Source organism: Parvibaculum sp. (assembly GCF_019635935.1).
Taxonomy (GTDB): domain Bacteria; phylum Pseudomonadota; class Alphaproteobacteria; order Parvibaculales; family Parvibaculaceae; genus Parvibaculum.
Genome location: NZ_JAHBYN010000001.1, coordinates 2559675 through 2574859, shown reverse-complemented (window position 1 = coordinate 2574859; position 15185 = coordinate 2559675). Strand labels below are relative to the sequence as shown.

The window sequence follows — 15185 nt, the reverse complement described above, 5'->3', positions numbered from 1 at the left end:
GGCTTCGCCGCTTCGGTGGCCCCCTTCCCTCTCCCCGGAGGGGAGAGGGATAAAGAGGAACATCGAATGACGCAGGGTTATGAACTTTACGGCGCCGAGGCGAGCTATTTCACCGGCAAGGTGCGCGCCTATCTGCGCTACAAGCGCATTCCGTTTTCGGAAGTGCTGGCGACGCGCGAGGTCTACAAGGACATCATATTGCCGCGTGTCGGCTGGCCGGTGATCCCGGTCGTCGCGACGCCGGACGGCGAGACTTGGCAGGATTCCTCCGAGATCATCGACAATTTCGAGGCGCGGTTTGCCGAAGCGCCGGTCTATCCGCAAGGACCGCGGCAGAAACTTGCCGCGCTTATCATCGAAGCCTGGGCCGACGAATGGCTGAAGCTGCCGGCGATGCATTATCGCTGGACCAAGAATCGCGACTGGATCGTGCTCGAATTCGGCAAGCTGTCGCGGCCCGACCTCGACGAAGCCGGGCAACGCGAGGCCGGAGAGCAGACGGCGCGGCCTTTCGCGGGCGCGCTGCCGGCGCTCGGCGTGACGCCCGAAACGGGGCCGGCGGTCGAGACATCCTATGAGGGCCTGCTTGCCGAACTCGATGCGCATTTCGCCGCGCATGATTTTCTGTTTGGGTCGCGGCCGTCGATCGGCGATTTCGGTCTTTACGGGCCGCTCTACGCGCATCAATACCGCGACCCCGTGTCGGGGGCGCTGATGAAGCGCATCGCGCCGAATGTCGCGCGCTGGGTGGAGCGAATGAGCAAACCGCCGCTGCCGAAGGGCGGCGAATTTCTGGCAAACGACGAAATTCCGGCGACGCTGATGCCGGTGCTCACGCGCATCATGCGCGAATATCTGCCGGTGCTGCTCGCCACCGCCGAAGCCTTCAACGCGCATGTGGCGGCGCTGCCCGAAGCCGACCGCGCCAAACCGCTGGCGCGGGGGATCGGCATGCACGACTTCACGCTGGAAGGCGTGACCGGCAAGCGCGTGATCTTTCCGTTCGACCTGTGGATGCTGCAACGGGCGCTCGATTTTCTGCGCGGGCTCGACGAGGGGGCGCGCGAAAAGGCGGTGCATATGCTAAAAGAGGCGGGCGGGGAGCGGCTTGCCGGTTTCCCGGCGTTCCCGCGCCTCGCCCGGCGCAATTTTCAACTGGTACTTGAATGAGCGATGGCGGATTCTTCTCGCGGATTTTCGGCCGGCAGCGCGCCAAAGCCACAACACCGGAAACCCCGCAGGACGCGCCGCCCGAATTTCCGAAGCCCAAAGGAGCCCCAATGTCCAGCGAAGGTCTGCACGAAGACAATCTGTCGGCGGAAGCCTTGAACCTGCACCGCGCCATCGTTTCGCTGATGGAGGAACTCGAGGCCGTCGACTGGTACAACCAGCGCGCCGAGGCCTGCACCGATGCCGACCTGACGAAAATCCTCGAGCATAATCGCGACGAGGAAATCGAGCACGCGATCATGGTGCTCGAATGGCTGCGCCGCAACAATCCGGTCTTCGACAAGGAAATGCGCAAGCGGCTCTTCAAGGACGACACGATCGGCAGGGATTGAGGGCGGCTACCTGACCTGACCGCCATCGACGACCAGCACTTCGCCGGTGACGAAGGACGCGCGGGGGCTGGCGAGATAAAGCGCGGCGTCGGCGATTTCCTCCACCGCACCGAAGCGGCGCAGCGCCACTTCGCGTTTGATCCAGCGGTCCCAGGCCTCGGGACGCGCCTTGGTGTTCCGGTCCCAGACACCGCCTTCAAAGAGAATGTTGCCGGGGGCGATGGCGTTGACGCGGATGCCTTCCTTGCCGACGAAGCGGGCGAGCTGGCGCGTCTGATGATTGATACCGGCTTTCGAGGCCGCATAGGTGAGCGCGGTTCCCATCGCGTCGACACCGGCGATGGACGATATGAAAATCAGGTTGGCGCCTTCGCGCTCGGCGGGGCCGCGCGTCAGGATGCGGCGCAGGGCCTCGCGGCCGAGATAGACCGAACCGAAAAGGTTCTGCTTCATGTCGGCTTCCCAGTCTTCGTCGGAAACATCGAAGCCGAGAGGTGCGCGCGACAGGCCGACATTGGCGATGGCGCAATGAAGGGGGCCGAGCTTTGCTTCCGCCGCGTCGAGCGCGACCGCGATGTCGGCCGAGGCCGTCATGTCGCCGGCGACGGTGAAGAGGCTGTCGGCCTTCGCGCCTTCGGCGATCAACGCATCGCGGGCGGCATCCAGCGCCTCGACGCCGCGCGCCGCCATGGCGACCTTCGCGCCTTCGGCCGCAAAGGCGCGGGCCATGCCGAGCCCGATGCCGCGGCTCGCGCCGGCGATGAAAACATGCTTGCCCTTGAGTTCGAGATCCATCGGTGTCCTCCCCTTTTCGGCGCAGCCTAGCGGCGCGCGGGTTCCGGGTCTATGCTCCGGGGCCGGATGATGACGTCCGGGTGCGCGGGGAGGCGCATAGCGGGGCATGGCGGGGGCGGCATTCCAGGGACGCGACGGACGGCTTGTGCCCGCCAGGCGGGTTGCGCCGGTCCATGACAGCGTGGTCATCAACAGCCGGGGCATCGGCGCCATCACGCTGGCGACAAGGCTTGCGCGGGAACCCGCCTTCGAGGGCCGCGTCATCGTGGCGGGCAAACCGGTTTCCGAAACCCGGCAACTGATCGACGGCTGCACGCTGCGGGCGCGCTCCATCGACTATTACGCGGCGGCTTCGGACACAAGCCGCGACGACATACTGACCGGCATCTATGGGCCCGAATGGCGGCAGGCCGAGACCGACCGGCAGATGGCGAGCGTCGCACGGATGGAGAACGGGCGGGCGCGGCTCGTGCGCGTCGAGGCGTGGATGACCAACAAGGGCGTCAAACGCGACCGCAGCGAAGGCGCGCCGCTGTCCTATGGCGTGCGCAATTCGCGGCTGATGGCGGCGCTGAACGAAAAGGCCGCGAGTTGCGGCGTGCGCTTCGACGACAGCGGCGCATCGACCTGGGACGAACTGCGCGCGCTGTCGAACGGGAAAAATCCACTGATCGTCAACGGCACGCCGAAGCCTGTCGCCGGTGCGGCGTGGCAGCACCAGCCGGCGGCGCCGAAACATTTCGTTGCCGCCGCGCAGATGGCCTTCACCGCGCCGCGGCTCGAAGCGGCGGGCGCGATCGCACGGCAGGACTCGTTCATTGGCATCATCAACCGCGACGGCGCCATCGACATGAGCGTCTTCTATCCGTTCAAGGATCCGCTTTCGCCGCGCGCCGCCTATTACGGCATCTTCTACCGGATCGTGCGCAATGGCAGCGAGGCTATGCGCGAGGGACATCAAAGCGCCTTGCGGGCGGAGGTCGAGGCGGTGGGCGCGGCGCTCGGCCTTGCGCCCGACGATGCGGACCAGACATCGGCCGTCGCCTGGGTGCCGGTGAGCCCGTGGCGCTTCACGCCGAGCCGGCAGACGGGCGTGCTCGACCTCAGCCGCATCAGCGGCGCAGGCGCGCCGATCATCACCGGCGACGGCATGACAAGGGCCGGGCTCGGCGCGCTGGCGGCCGCCGAAGCGCTGATCGAGGGGACGCCGCCCGAGCCCGCGATGAACCGCGCCCTGTCGCTTTATCGCCGCCTCAACATGGTGCAGGCGGGCGCCATGGCATGGATGCCGGGCGTCACCGAATGGATGCTTTCGCGCAAGCCGAAATTCGCGCTGATGGGCCCCGGCAAGTCGCGCGACTGGGACATGTGGGCCGGCGCATGGTGACACAGATCATTTCACGAAGGGGAAATCGATGACGAAGAACATGCAGATGACGCTGGTGGCGCATGGGGCGCTGGTGTTTCTTGCCGGGATGCTGGCGGGCTTTCCGTTTGCCTCGGTGCTTGTCGCATCGCTCGATCCGGCGGCGACGACGATGTGGCCGGGCGATGTGCGGGCCTGGAAGATGGCGCATATGGAAGGCGCGCTGAACGGCATGCTGATGATCGCGGTTGCCGCCGCGATGGCGCATGCGGCGATGAGCGCGCGGATGCAAGGCATCATCGTGTGGGGGCTGATCGTGACGGGCTGGGGCAACATCGTCGCCTCGGTCGTCTCGGCGATGACCGGCGGGCGCGGCCTCGGCTTCACCGGGCTCGACTGGAACTCGCTGACCTTCACGCTGTTCATGCTGGCGATCGTGGGCGTCGTCGCGGCGATGATCGCGGTGGCGGTGGCGGCGTTCAGGAACCGCGGCTGATCAGAAACGATCCGACCGCAACACCGCGACGTCGGACACGGTGACGATGCCGATGTGGCGCTTGACCAGGGCGAAAACCGGCTCAAGCACCGCGTCGAGATTTTCCTCCGCCGCGATCACCGTGACCGAAACCATCGCGCCGGCCGAAGAGGGCAGGCCCTCGCGGCTCCAGACGCCGTGATGGCCCTTGCCGCCCAGCACCGGCAGCACCGTGTAGCCGGTGACGTCGAGACGGTCGAGCAGGTCGGTCAGGCGCTTCAGCACCGGCGCCTCCAGCACGATGTCGATGCGTTTTTTCGGATGCATCTCCATGTCGGACCTCATCCGGCAATGCGCTGGGCAAGTGCCGCATAAAGCGGAATGCCGAGCGTCAGGTTGAAGGGGAAGGTAACGCCGAGCGAGAGCGTCAGATAGATGGCGGGGTTGGCCTCGGGCAGCGCCAGACGCATGGCGGCGGGCACCGCGATATAGGAGGCCGACGCCGCCAGCGTGATCAGCAGCGCCGTGCCGCCGACCGAAAGTCCGAGGCCGAGCGCCATGAGGCCCGTCAGCGCCGCCGAGAGCAGCGGGAAATAGATGCCGAAACCGATCAGCGCCGGCGACAGGCTGCGGCCGCCCTGGCGCAATCCGCGCCCGGCGACCAGTCCCATGTCGAGCAGGAAGAGGCAGAGGATGCCGCGGAAGGGATCGACGATGAAGGGGGCGATCATGGCCATGCCCTCTGCGCCCGTAGCCCAGCCGATCAGGAACGAGCCGACCAGCACCACGACCGAGCCGTTGGTTGCGACCTCGCGCAGCAGGGCGCTCGTGCTTTCGCCGCCCGCCTCCGCCGGGGCGCCGCGGCGGGCGAGCAACAGCGCGGCGATGATGGCCGGCGTTTCCATGACGGCGGCGACCGCGATCAGATAGCCTTCATAGGCAAGGCCAAGGCTTTTCAGCGCCTCGGTGGCGGCAACGAAAGTGACGATCGAGATCGAACCGTAGTGACCGGCGACGGCGGCGGCATCGACGGACGTCAGGCGCGTCGTCAGGCGCAGCAGCGCATAGCCGATGACCGGGATCGCGAAGGAGAGAAGGATGCCGGCGCCGATGGTCAGCGCCATGGCGGCATCGACACCGGATTTCGCCACCTCCGCGCCGCCCTTGAAACCGATGGCCAGCATCAGATAGAGCGCCAGCAGCTTGGCCGCGGCCTCCGGCACCGAGAGGTCGGAGCGGATCAGCGCCGCCGCGACGCCCAGCGCAAAGAACAGGACCATCGGCGAGACGATGTTCTGAAGCGCAAGATCGAGAATCGACAAGGGAAACTCCACCCGGATGACCGTGCTTCCTTTTACACGAAACAGGCAGAGCTGGCAGCGCCCGGCGGACGCAGCGTCAGGCTGGCCGGGCGGGCGCTCCCTTGTGGCCCCGCCGGGGGCTGCCTAGACTTTGACCAAGAAGAAACGCCGGGAGGACGGTCAGATGGACTACCAGCAAATCACGGTCGAGAAGCGCGGGGCGATCTGCCTGATCACGCTCAACCGGCCCGACAAGCTCAATGCCTGGACGCCGCGCATGGCGGAAGAACAGGCGCATGCGATCATGGCGGCGAATGACGATGCGGATATCGGCGCCATCGTGATGACGGGCGCGGGGCGCGGCTTCTGCGCCGGCGCCGACATGGACGCGACCTTCAAGACAAGGCTCGACGGCAAGGACCCCGGCAACGACACGGCCGGCGGTTCGGGCGGGATGCCGGCGGGAGTCGACTGGATCGAGCTGGTGCGTTCGTCGAAGCCGATGGTCGCGGCCGTGAACGGACCGGCGGTCGGGATCGGCGTCACGATGATCCTGCCCTTCGACACGATCGTCGCGGCGGAGGAAGCGAAATTCGGCATGGTCTTCGTCAAGGTCGGGATCGTGCCCGAACTCGCCTCGTCGCATTTCCTCGTGGCGCGGATGGGGTGGGGGCACGCCAATGAGATGATGCTGACGGCGCGGCTTTATCCGGCGGCGGAGGCACGCGAGAAAGGCTTGTGCGAATATGTGGTGCCGCAGGCGGCCCTTCTCGACAAGGCGATCGAGATTGCCGGCCAGATGGCCGAGAACCCGTCGCGGCAATTGCGCATGACGAAACAGCTCATCACGCAAAACGCCAGCGAGACCGACCTGAAGCTCGCCCAGAAGCGCGAAACGGATGCGCTCAAAATCTGCTGGACGACACCGGAGCATCACGAGGCGGTGGACGCCTTTCTCAACAAGCGCAAACCCGACTTCAAGAAAGCCGCGGCGAGGGCTGCCGAATGAGCGGCCCTCACGAAGTCGAACGCATCCCGTTTTTCCTGCACTGGCAGGAGAAGGCGGCGTTCAAGGAAACTTATGCCGGCGCGATGGACACCGTCGTCGTCGAGGGACAGCACCTGAAGCCGAAGGGCGTCTCGTCAAAAACGGTTCTGGTGTTCATGCATCCGACGGGAACGATGAACCTGCTGCCGATGCCGAATGCGCTGGCGGCCGCCGGCATTCCCTGTCTCACCTGCGGCAGCCGCTATCCGCACAACGACTCGGCACTGATCATGGAGAAGGTGCTGCTCGATCTCGGGCATTACATTCGCTATGCGAAAGAGAAGCTCGGCTACGAGAAGGTGATCCTGGCCGGGTGGTCGGGCGGCGGCTCGCTGTCGATGTTCTATCAAAGCCAGGCCGAGAAACCCTGGATCACCGCGACGCCGGCGGGCGACGCGGTGGACGTTGCGGGCGCGAAACTGATACCGGCCGATGCGGTGTTGCAGCTTGCCGCGCATGTCAGCCGCGCCATCACGCTGACCGAGTGGCTCGACCCGTCGATCCGCAACGAGCTGGACCCGGACGACCGCGAGGTCGAGCTCGATCTTTACGATCCGCAAAATCCCAACCAGCCGCCTTATACGGACGCGTTCATTGCGCGGTTTCGGGCCGCGCAGATCGCGCGTTCGGAGCGCATCGACAATTGGGTGAAGGACAAGCTTGCCGCCATGAAGCGGGCCGGACGCACCAACGAGGAATTCGGCTTCGTCGTACATGGCACGATGGCCGATCCGCGCTGGATGGATCTGTCGATCGACGCCAATGACCGCAAGGGGCCCAACTGGTGTTTCATGGGCGAACCGAAAATCGTCAACATGATGCCCGCGGGGCTGGCGCGTTATTGCTCGCTGCGCGCATGGCTCTCGCAATGGTCCTACCGCGAAAGCCGGGCCGACGGGCCGAAATGCGCCGGCGACATTTCGGTGCCGGTGCTGGTGGTCGAGAACAGCGCCGACGATGCCTGCACACCGAGCCATGCGGCGCGGATCTTCGCGGGCGTCGCGCATGACGACAAGGAGTTTCATGTGGTCAAGGGCGCGACGCATTATTATATAGGGCAGCCCGACAAGATGGCCGAAGCGGTGGCGCTGGTCGCGGGCTGGCTGCGCAAGAAGAAACTTCTGGATTGAGTTCAATGAATGTCGCCGTGAATGCAGCGCCCGCGCGCCGCGAACTTCCGCGCCCGGACGGCGCGATCTCCTTTCTCGAATGGGACGACGGCACCGGCAAACCACCGCTGCATTTCGCCCATGCCAACGGTTTCAGCGGCGGCACCTACCGGCGCCTGCTGGGGCCGCTCGCCAACGAATTCCATATCCGCGCCTGGGACGCGCGCGGGCACGGGGCGACGACGCTGACTGCCGACCCGGCGACGCATCGCAACTGGTATGTCTATCGCGACGACCTGATCGCGATGGCCGAGGATTTCCACGCGGCGACCGGCCAGAAAATCATTCTGATGGGACATTCGATGGGCGGTGCCGCCAGCGTTATGGCGGCGTCGGAGCGGCCGGACCTTGTGCGCGGGCTGGTACTGGTCGACCCGGTGATGACGCCGCCGATGTTCCGCTACATGATGACGCTCTATCGCTGGCTCGGCCGCAAGGGCGGGCCGATGTCGCTGGCCGACGGCGCGGAACGCCGCCGCGCGATTTTCGAAAGCCGCGAAGTCGCGGTCGAGCGCTATTTCGGCCGCGGCGCCTTCCGCACCTGGCCGCGCGAATTCCTGGAAGATTATATCGAGAGCGGTACGAGCCTGCGCGACAATGGCGAGGCCGAACTTCTCTGCGCGCCGGAATGGGAGGCCGCGAATTTCCGGGCCCATGGTCACAACATGAACCGCGCGGTGGCGAAACTCTATGTACCGCTGGCGCTTCTCTATGCCGAGCACGGCTCGACCTGCCGGGCGCCTTTTCCGACGCTCCTGCGCGCCCGCGACCGCAAGGCGCATATCGCGATGGTGCCGGGCGCGACGCATTTCCTGCCGATGGAATTTCCGCAAATCGTCATCGACGAAGTGCGCGCGTTCGCGGCGCGGCTTGAAGCGGAAGGGCGCTAGCCCGTCAGCCCATAGGTCTTGATGAGTCCCGCGCCGATGCGCTCGTTCATCATTTCGGTGCTGCCATCGGTATAGGCGGCGATCTTCGCGCAAGCGAGGTGGCGGCCGAGGCCGTGCTCCTCGCGCAGGCCTGCGGCGCCCATCGCCTGGATGCAGTCGGCGATGCGGGCGAGCGTGACGCGGCCGGCAAATTTCTTGGCATGCGCCGCCGCCATTACGGCATCCTCGCCCCGGTCGATCAGGCGGCCGGCGGCGAGCGTCAACCCGCGCAGCGCTTCGAGATCGTTGGCGACGTCGCCGAGCGACCAGTTGAGCCCCTGATGGTCGAGAAGCTTCCGGCCGAATGTCTCGCGCGCCGTGCCATAGCCAAGCGCCTTTTCCAGCGCGTCGGCCAGCAACCCGGCGCACATCGCGGCGACATAGACGCGGGCGCCGTTGACGCCTTTCATCGCCAGCTTGAAGGCTTCGCCGGGCGGGGCGATCAGGTCTTCCTCCGGCGCCAGATAGTTTTCGAGCGCGAAGCCGCCCGCGCCGATCGCGTGGCCGCCGATGAGATCGTAAGCAGGGCGGCGCGTGAAGCCTTCGCGGCGGGCATCGACCAGGATGCAGGCGATGCCGCGCCATCCGGCCGCCGGGTCGGTCTGCACATAGGTGATGAAGAGATCGGCGATCGCGCCGTTGGTGATCCAGGCTTTTTCGCCGTTGAGGCGCCAGCCGCCATCGACCTTTTCCGCGCGCGTGCGGATGGACGAGAAGTCGCTGCCCGCGCCGGGCTCGCTCAGGGCCGTGGCGCCGAAGATGTCGCCGGACATCAAGGCGGGAACATGGACGTCGCGATGCCGCGCCGTCGGCGAGAGGGCCAACCGCGCGGCGACGTTCTGCGTGTTCACCAGGGAGAACGTGAAGGCCATGTCGGCGCGGGACATTTCATCGCAAAGCGCCAGCTTGACGAGATAGCGGTGGCCGAGGCCGCCCTGCTCCTTCGGCGTTTCAAGGCGGAGGAGACCGAGAGCGGCCGCCTCGCGGAGCGCCTCGACCGGCTGGCGGCGGGCGCGTTCCCATTCATTCGCTTGCGGTGCGACGGTCTTCGCCGTGAAGGCGGCGGCGCGGTCGAGAAATGCGGTTTCCTCTGCCTTCAGTTCATCGCGCAGAAATCCGGCCATGATTGCCCCCCCTCAGACGCCCATCTCTTCAGACACCAAGTCCCTCGATCACCAGTGTCTCCAGATTGGCGCGCATTTCGTCCGGAATGGCAATCGCCTTGCGCGTCGTCAGGTCGAGCGCGATGGCGACGGCCTCGGCGGTGGCGATGGCCTCGCCGGTTTCGAGATCGAACAGCCAGTGGCACCAGGTATAGATTTTCGGGCCGACATTCTTGAGGCCGCTGCGGAGCGTCAGCACGTCGCCCGCGCGCGGATGACGGCGATAGACAAAGCGGTATTCGAGCGCCGCGCCGCCGACGGACGGCGTCTTCGAGCGGTCTGCGCCGCTGGTCTGCGCCAGCAGGTTCGGAATACCGTCGGACACGATGCCCATGAAATGACGAATGGTCAGGAAGCCCTGACCGTCGCATTGCGCGGCGTCGATTTCGCCCTGCCAGGTGCGCACCATGCCCATGCCGTCGGCATCGGCAAGCTTCGGCGACGGGCGCGGCGCATAGATTTCGAGGCCGCGCGGGCTCCCATGCACCGGCAGTTCGACGACAAGCGCTTTTGCCGCTGTCTTCACCTTTGCCGGCAGCGGCTTCATCTCGCGGCTTTCCTCGTCGAGCAGTTCGACCTCGGCGATGAAGGATGCCGCCACCTCGCCCGACACCGTGTTGACCATCTCCTCGTAGACGCGCAGGCCGAAATCGTGCACATCGAGAATGCCGGCGCGGATGAAGAAGGGCGCGCCGGGTCGCTGCTCGCGCAGGAAACGCACATGATGGTCGCGCACGAAGAACCGCGCGCCCTCGGCGCGGGCAAAGCGCGGCCCGACGCCGAGGCGCAGCGCCAGCGCCGCAAGCCCCTGCCCCGCCTTGTCGACATAGAACTGCACATTCATGTGACCCATCTGGTCGCTTTCCCAGGTCTGGACGCTCGACCGGGCAACCTCGATCATCTCGCTCATGTTTCTTTCTCTTGCTTTCGATGGTGATGACGAATGGGTTCAGCCGCGCCGGCGCAGCGCGTCGGGCAGCGGCACGGCCTTGCGGGTCGACTTGTCGAACAGGAGGCCTGCGCCTTCGGCGATGCAGGCCGGCTCGCCGGTGTCGCCCGAAAAGAGCCAGTGACGATAGCGGATGGTCTTGCCGTCGGTGGCGTCGATGCCGGTGCGCACGAACAGCGTTTCGCCGGCGCGCAACTCGCGCAGATAGGCAAGCCTTATCTCGACGGTGGCGGTGGCGAGGCCGCGGGCCGCCTGCTCGTGACGGCCGAGGCCTGCATGCGCCCACATGTGGCCTTGGGCGTCGGAGAAGCGCGCCATGAAGAAGCGCGCATTCATGTGATTGTTGGTGTCGCATTCCCAGGTGTTGACGACCGAGCGGTTGGTCTCGACCATGCCGTCGGCATCGGCGCGGGCCAACGACACGTCGCGCTCCAGCGCCTCCTTCGGCAGCGAACGCGGCAGCGCTTCGGGCGGCAATTCGGCCGCCATCGCGGCGGCGCGGGCCCGCGTCTCTTCGGGCCAGGCGGTCAGCCGCCGCGTCGCGAGATCGAGGCAGCCGGTGTCGATCACATAGGTGGCGGCCAGGCGGTCGTCCAGCACCTCGCGCATCTCCTGATAGATGCGCATCGTCTTCTCGCGCATCTCGACGATGCCGGAGCGAATGACGACGAGATCGCTGGCGCGAAGCTCGCGGTGGAAGCGGATGTGATGTTCGAGCGCGACATAGCCGAGGCCGGTCTGCGCCTGATCGAGCGCGCCGAGGTCCAGCGCCACGCGCAGATTGTAGGAACTGTCCGAGCTTTTCGAAATGTAATGCTGGATGTTCATGTGGCCCATCTCGTCGCATTCCTGCAGCGAGACATAGCCGCGATAGGTGTCGATCATGCCGGTCATATTCAGGGGACACAGTTCGTCGATGGCGGGTGCCGCAGCATAGGGGCGGGCCCGCCTGTTGTCATGCACCCGGGAGCGCGGAGAGGCGGTGCGCCAGCAAGGTTTCCGCAGCGAAACCCAATGCTTCCAGACGGCCCGAGCCTTCGAGCACGCGCAGGCCGATCAGGAAGGCGGCGAGGCAGAGGATTTCGCGGTGGGCGGCCGCACCTTCAAGGCCGGTCGCGGCGCGCAAGGGCCCGCCCAGCGTTTCGAGCACCGCGATGACGCGGCCGGTGACGGCGCGGTTGAGATCGGGATCGAGCGCGCCGGCCGACATCAACCGCCCGGCGAGGCGCACATGCGGCGCGTTGCCGGCGGTGGCGGCCAGCGCCTCGCGCGCCGCGGCGGCGAGCGCATCGGCGGGCGACTTCGCCTTTTCGGCCGCCTCGCGCATGCGCCTTGCGAGATGCCCGAGTTCCTCGGCGGTGAGCGCGATGGCAAGCTCGTCGATACCGGCGAAATAGGAATAGACCGCGCCCGGCACATAGCCCGCTTCGGCGGCGACGGCGCGGATGGTCAGCGCCTCCGGCCCGCCCGCATCGCAGACGCGGCGCGCGGCGGCGAGGATCGCCTTGCGCTTGTGATCGCGCAGGGCCGTGCGGCGCTTGCCGGATGCGGTAGCCGCCTGCATCAGAATTTCCAGGTCGGGCGCGAAACGCCGTCGGCGATGGGCGCGTCGCCGTCGCGTTCCTTCACCGCCTGCTGGAAGCCGACCTGTTCGGCGCGCTGCTTGAACCAGACGCCCTCGGGCGAATGGCGGGTGATGCCGTCGAACAGCGTCGCGAACATCTGCGTCGTCTGCAGCCCCATGTTTTCATAGGCCTGATTGACCAGCAGCTTCTGCATCATCAACTGGTTGCGCGGCACACCGGCCATGCGGGCCGCGAGCGCCTCCACCCGCGCATCGAGATCGTCGTCCGGCACCGCTTCGAGGACGAGGCCCATTTCGGCGGCCTCGGCGCCCGTCACGAGATCGCCGGTGAAGAGCATGCGCTTGGCGCGTTCGGGCCCGAGGCGGTAGACCCACATGGCGGTGGTGGGGCAGCCCCAGACGCGCGCCGGCGGATAGCCGATCTTCGCATCCTCCGCCATCACCACCATGTCGCAACAAAGCGCGATGTCGGAGCCGCCCGCCACCGCGAAGCCGCGCACCTTGGCAATCGTCGGCTTGTGGCAGCGCCAGAGCGACATGAAGTCCCGCGTGTTGGCATGCATCATGTTGAAGTCGACCATCGGGTCCCAGGGACGCGGATCGCCCGCCGGTGTGCCCGCGCCCTGATTGCGCGCCGGGGTTTCCGCGAAGTCCTTGAGGTCGTAGCCGGCGCAGAAGGCGCGGCCGGCGCCGGTCAGCACGATCACGTGCACGTCGTCATCGTCGTTCGCCTGCTCGACGGCACGGGCGAGCTCGCGCGGCATGCCGGCGGCTATGGCGTTGAGGCGGTCGGGGCGGTTCAGCGTGATGGTGGCGATGCGGCCCTGCCGCTCATAGAGAATGTGCTCGAAGGGCATGGCTTCCTCCCGGGCTTTCATGATTTATTGAATTAATATCAAATTTATGAACATTGTTCAAATTATAGAGGCTGGACCGATAAGGCTAGCCAAAACTAAGGCATAGCGGTTCCAGGGTGCTAGCGCGGCCCCATGCAAACGCCGCAGTTCTTTGCGTCGTCGTATCCGGTGGATGCAAGAAACGCTTTGGCGTCCCGTTCACTCGCGAACGGCCTCCATTCGTCGTTGTACCTGCTACCAACCCTGTGCATTCCGGCACCATCGTTGCAATAGGTACAGGCGGCGCGATGCAGTCGCGCGCGTCGAACGACTGAGTTGCGGTAAACCCAGAATGGTGCGGAATTCTTCTGGTTGTCGATCACCCGAGCCGGCGCTCGACGCCCGAATTCTTGTGGGTTGGAGGCAGTACGTATGCTCCGGGCCGCTCCCTCCGTCGCCTGCACATAAAGATTGATCGTGCGGAGCGTGTCGTCAGTGAAATAGCTCCTCGCGTCTCGAATTTCGGACGCGATGTCGCGAATTATTTCTCTGAAATCCCAAAGTTCAATTCCTGCGATTTTGGCAGCCGTCTTGGCATCTTCTGTCCAGCCCCACGTCACGATGATCTTGTGGTTGTCGCTCTCACTAAAACCATACTTCGCGAGCTTATCCTTGACTGCCTTTGTGCCAAACTTGTGATCGACGAAAAAGCCTAAGGTACGGCGCATCGACGCTTGGTGAACGCGCTGCTTCCTCAGCTCAGGATCGAACGTCTTCGCCGTGAGCTTAGAAAAGCCCTGCGACACAGAAACGCTAGTTTCGATGTGATAGTGCTTTCCGGAAGTTGGATCGACAGCGATGAGGTCAATCTCTTGCTGCCCGTCGCACCGGACATTCGGAATGGTTGCCCAGTGCCGTACATAGCGTACATAGGCTTCAACGATTTTCTCCGTTGTCTCCATCGCTCACTCCTCTCGACCTAGCTGAGTACGGGACACCGAATCGACAGCAAATCAACTACCCCACCACGCGCTTCAGGAAGGCGTCGGCCTGAGCGTTGGCGGCGCGGGCCAGTTCGCCGGGGAAGGCGACGAAGCCGTGGGCGCCGCCCGGATAGATGCCGAGTTCGGCTTCGTTGCCGGCGGCGATCCAGCGCGTGTACATGAACAGGCTGTCGTCCAGCAGGGCGTCGCGCGTGCCGACGGTGAAGAGCGCCGGACAGAGGCCCTTGAGGTCGGCATAAAGGGGGGAGACATCGGGGTCGCGCCGGTCGACATGGGGCGGCATGAAGGCGTCGCCGAATTTCTGGATGTCGAGCGTGCGGAGGATCAGGCGTTCGTTGCCGAAGGCGCGCTGGCTCGGCGTCATCGACATGTCGAAGGCGCCGAAGACGAGATTGGCGCCCTTGAAGCCGGTGTAGCCATGACGGTCGCGCATGCGCAGGACCGTGACGGCCGACAGGTGCCCGCCGGCGCTTTCGCCGCCGATGGTCAGCTTGTCGGTGCCGAATTCCTTCTTCGCGTTTTTCACCAGCCAGACCGCCGCCGCTTCGCAATCGTCCGGGCCCGCCGGATAGGGATGTTCCGGTGCCAGGCGGTATTCGACGCTGACACAGGCAAGACCGACATTGTCCGCGATGCGCTCGAGCAGCGGGTCCTGCTGGTCGGCGGCGCCGAGCGTCCAGCCGCCGCCGTGAATATGCAGATAGACGCCTTTCGGATTGTCGGGCGCGATAACGCGCAGCGCGATCTTGCCGCCCTTGCCATCTATCTCAATTGTGCGGGCGCGGGGCGATTTCGGCGCCAGCGGGAAGGGACCGTCGCCGCGGGCGCGCGCGTCGCGCACTTCCTGTGCGCCGATGTCCCACCAGTCGGGCGCGCCGTCCATTGCCTTGATAATGGCGTCGTTGATGGCCTTCGTTTCGGCCGAAATGGCATCGGCGGTGTAGAGCTTCGGGTCGAACGGATTGCTGCCTGACATGATTTCTCGGGGCTCCCCTCAGTGTTC

17 protein-coding genes are annotated in these 15185 nt (G+C 65.6%); 7 read left to right on the top strand and 10 right to left on the bottom strand.

Translation table 11 applies throughout. The annotated features are described in order from the left end of the window. The first annotated feature begins 66 nt into the window (after window positions 1–66). Window positions 67–1170, top strand: a complete 1104-nt coding sequence (locus KF719_RS12705) for a glutathione S-transferase family protein (RefSeq protein ID WP_293509075.1) — start codon at window positions 67–69, stop codon at window positions 1168–1170. A 110-nt stretch (window positions 1171–1280) separates the two neighbouring features. After that, entirely contained in the window at window positions 1281–1562 is a 282-nt protein-coding gene (locus tag KF719_RS12700; RefSeq protein ID WP_293509074.1) for a ferritin, read from the top strand. 6 nt (window positions 1563–1568) lie between these two features. On the opposite strand, the gene KF719_RS12695 is transcribed toward KF719_RS12700, so the two are convergent. Continuing rightward, window positions 1569–2357 (bottom strand): SDR family oxidoreductase, encoded by a 789-nt coding sequence (locus KF719_RS12695; RefSeq protein ID WP_293509073.1) that lies wholly within the window; start codon window positions 2355–2357, stop codon window positions 1569–1571. A gap of 106 nt (window positions 2358–2463) precedes the next feature. Between KF719_RS12695 and KF719_RS12690 the strand changes: the two genes are divergently transcribed. Next, entirely contained in the window at window positions 2464–3744 is a 1281-nt protein-coding gene (locus tag KF719_RS12690) for a hypothetical protein (protein ID WP_293509072.1), read from the top strand. 28 nt (window positions 3745–3772) lie between these two features. Then, window positions 3773–4219 carry a hypothetical protein gene (locus KF719_RS12685; protein WP_293509071.1) on the top strand — a complete coding sequence of 149 codons (447 nt, stop codon included), beginning with the start codon at window positions 3773–3775 and terminating at the stop codon, window positions 4217–4219. Here KF719_RS12685 and KF719_RS12680 read toward each other — a convergent pair whose 3' ends face one another. Further along, window positions 4220–4543 (bottom strand): DUF190 domain-containing protein, encoded by a 324-nt coding sequence (locus tag KF719_RS12680; RefSeq protein WP_293509070.1) that lies wholly within the window; start codon window positions 4541–4543, stop codon window positions 4220–4222. Further along, window positions 4540–5520: a sodium-dependent bicarbonate transport family permease gene (locus tag KF719_RS12675; RefSeq protein WP_363318017.1), complete on the bottom strand. Its 981-nt coding sequence runs from the start codon at window positions 5518–5520 to the stop codon at window positions 4540–4542. The genes KF719_RS12680 and KF719_RS12675 overlap by 4 nt, the downstream gene beginning before the upstream one ends. Window positions 5521–5683: 163 nt before the next feature. On the opposite strand from KF719_RS12675, the gene KF719_RS12670 reads away from it, so the two are divergent. Genes KF719_RS12670 through KF719_RS12660 form a run of 3 tightly spaced genes read left to right on the top strand, consistent with a single transcriptional unit; the run spans window position 5684 to window position 8606 of the window. Continuing rightward, window positions 5684–6508, top strand: coding sequence for an enoyl-CoA hydratase-related protein (locus tag KF719_RS12670; protein ID WP_293509069.1), 825 nt, complete (start codon window positions 5684–5686; stop codon window positions 6506–6508). Next, window positions 6505–7677 (top strand): alpha/beta fold hydrolase, encoded by a 1173-nt coding sequence (locus KF719_RS12665; RefSeq protein WP_293509068.1) that lies wholly within the window; start codon window positions 6505–6507, stop codon window positions 7675–7677. The genes KF719_RS12670 and KF719_RS12665 overlap by 4 nt, the downstream gene beginning before the upstream one ends. A 5-nt stretch (window positions 7678–7682) precedes the next feature. Beyond that, window positions 7683–8606 (top strand): alpha/beta hydrolase, encoded by a 924-nt coding sequence (locus KF719_RS12660; protein WP_293509067.1) that lies wholly within the window; start codon window positions 7683–7685, stop codon window positions 8604–8606. Here KF719_RS12660 and KF719_RS12655 read toward each other — a convergent pair. The 7 genes from KF719_RS12655 to KF719_RS12625 form a co-directional block, all read right to left on the bottom strand. Next, entirely contained in the window at window positions 8603–9769 is a 1167-nt protein-coding gene (locus KF719_RS12655) for an acyl-CoA dehydrogenase family protein (RefSeq protein ID WP_293509066.1), read from the bottom strand. The genes KF719_RS12660 and KF719_RS12655 overlap by 4 nt on opposite strands. A 28-nt stretch (window positions 9770–9797) precedes the next feature. Next, window positions 9798–10718, bottom strand: coding sequence for a thioesterase family protein (locus KF719_RS12650; protein WP_293509065.1), 921 nt, complete (start codon window positions 10716–10718; stop codon window positions 9798–9800). Window positions 10719–10757: 39 nt separating this feature from the next. Then, window positions 10758–11642, bottom strand: coding sequence for a thioesterase family protein (locus tag KF719_RS12645; RefSeq protein ID WP_293509064.1), 885 nt, complete (start codon window positions 11640–11642; stop codon window positions 10758–10760). A 70-nt stretch (window positions 11643–11712) separates the two neighbouring features. Next, window positions 11713–12321: a TetR/AcrR family transcriptional regulator gene (locus tag KF719_RS12640; protein WP_293509063.1), complete on the bottom strand. Its 609-nt coding sequence runs from the start codon at window positions 12319–12321 to the stop codon at window positions 11713–11715. Next, window positions 12321–13199: a crotonase/enoyl-CoA hydratase family protein gene (locus KF719_RS12635; RefSeq protein ID WP_293509062.1), complete on the bottom strand. Its 879-nt coding sequence runs from the start codon at window positions 13197–13199 to the stop codon at window positions 12321–12323. The genes KF719_RS12640 and KF719_RS12635 overlap by 1 nt, the downstream gene beginning before the upstream one ends. A gap of 119 nt (window positions 13200–13318) precedes the next feature. Continuing rightward, the gene (locus tag KF719_RS12630) at window positions 13319–14140 is read right to left on the bottom strand and encodes a hypothetical protein (RefSeq protein ID WP_293509061.1); all 822 of its coding nucleotides are present in this window, start codon (window positions 14138–14140) and stop codon (window positions 13319–13321) included. Window positions 14141–14195: 55 nt separating this feature from the next. Beyond that, window positions 14196–15158, bottom strand: coding sequence for an alpha/beta hydrolase (locus KF719_RS12625; protein WP_293509060.1), 963 nt, complete (start codon window positions 15156–15158; stop codon window positions 14196–14198). Window positions 15159–15185: the final 27 nt, after the last annotated feature.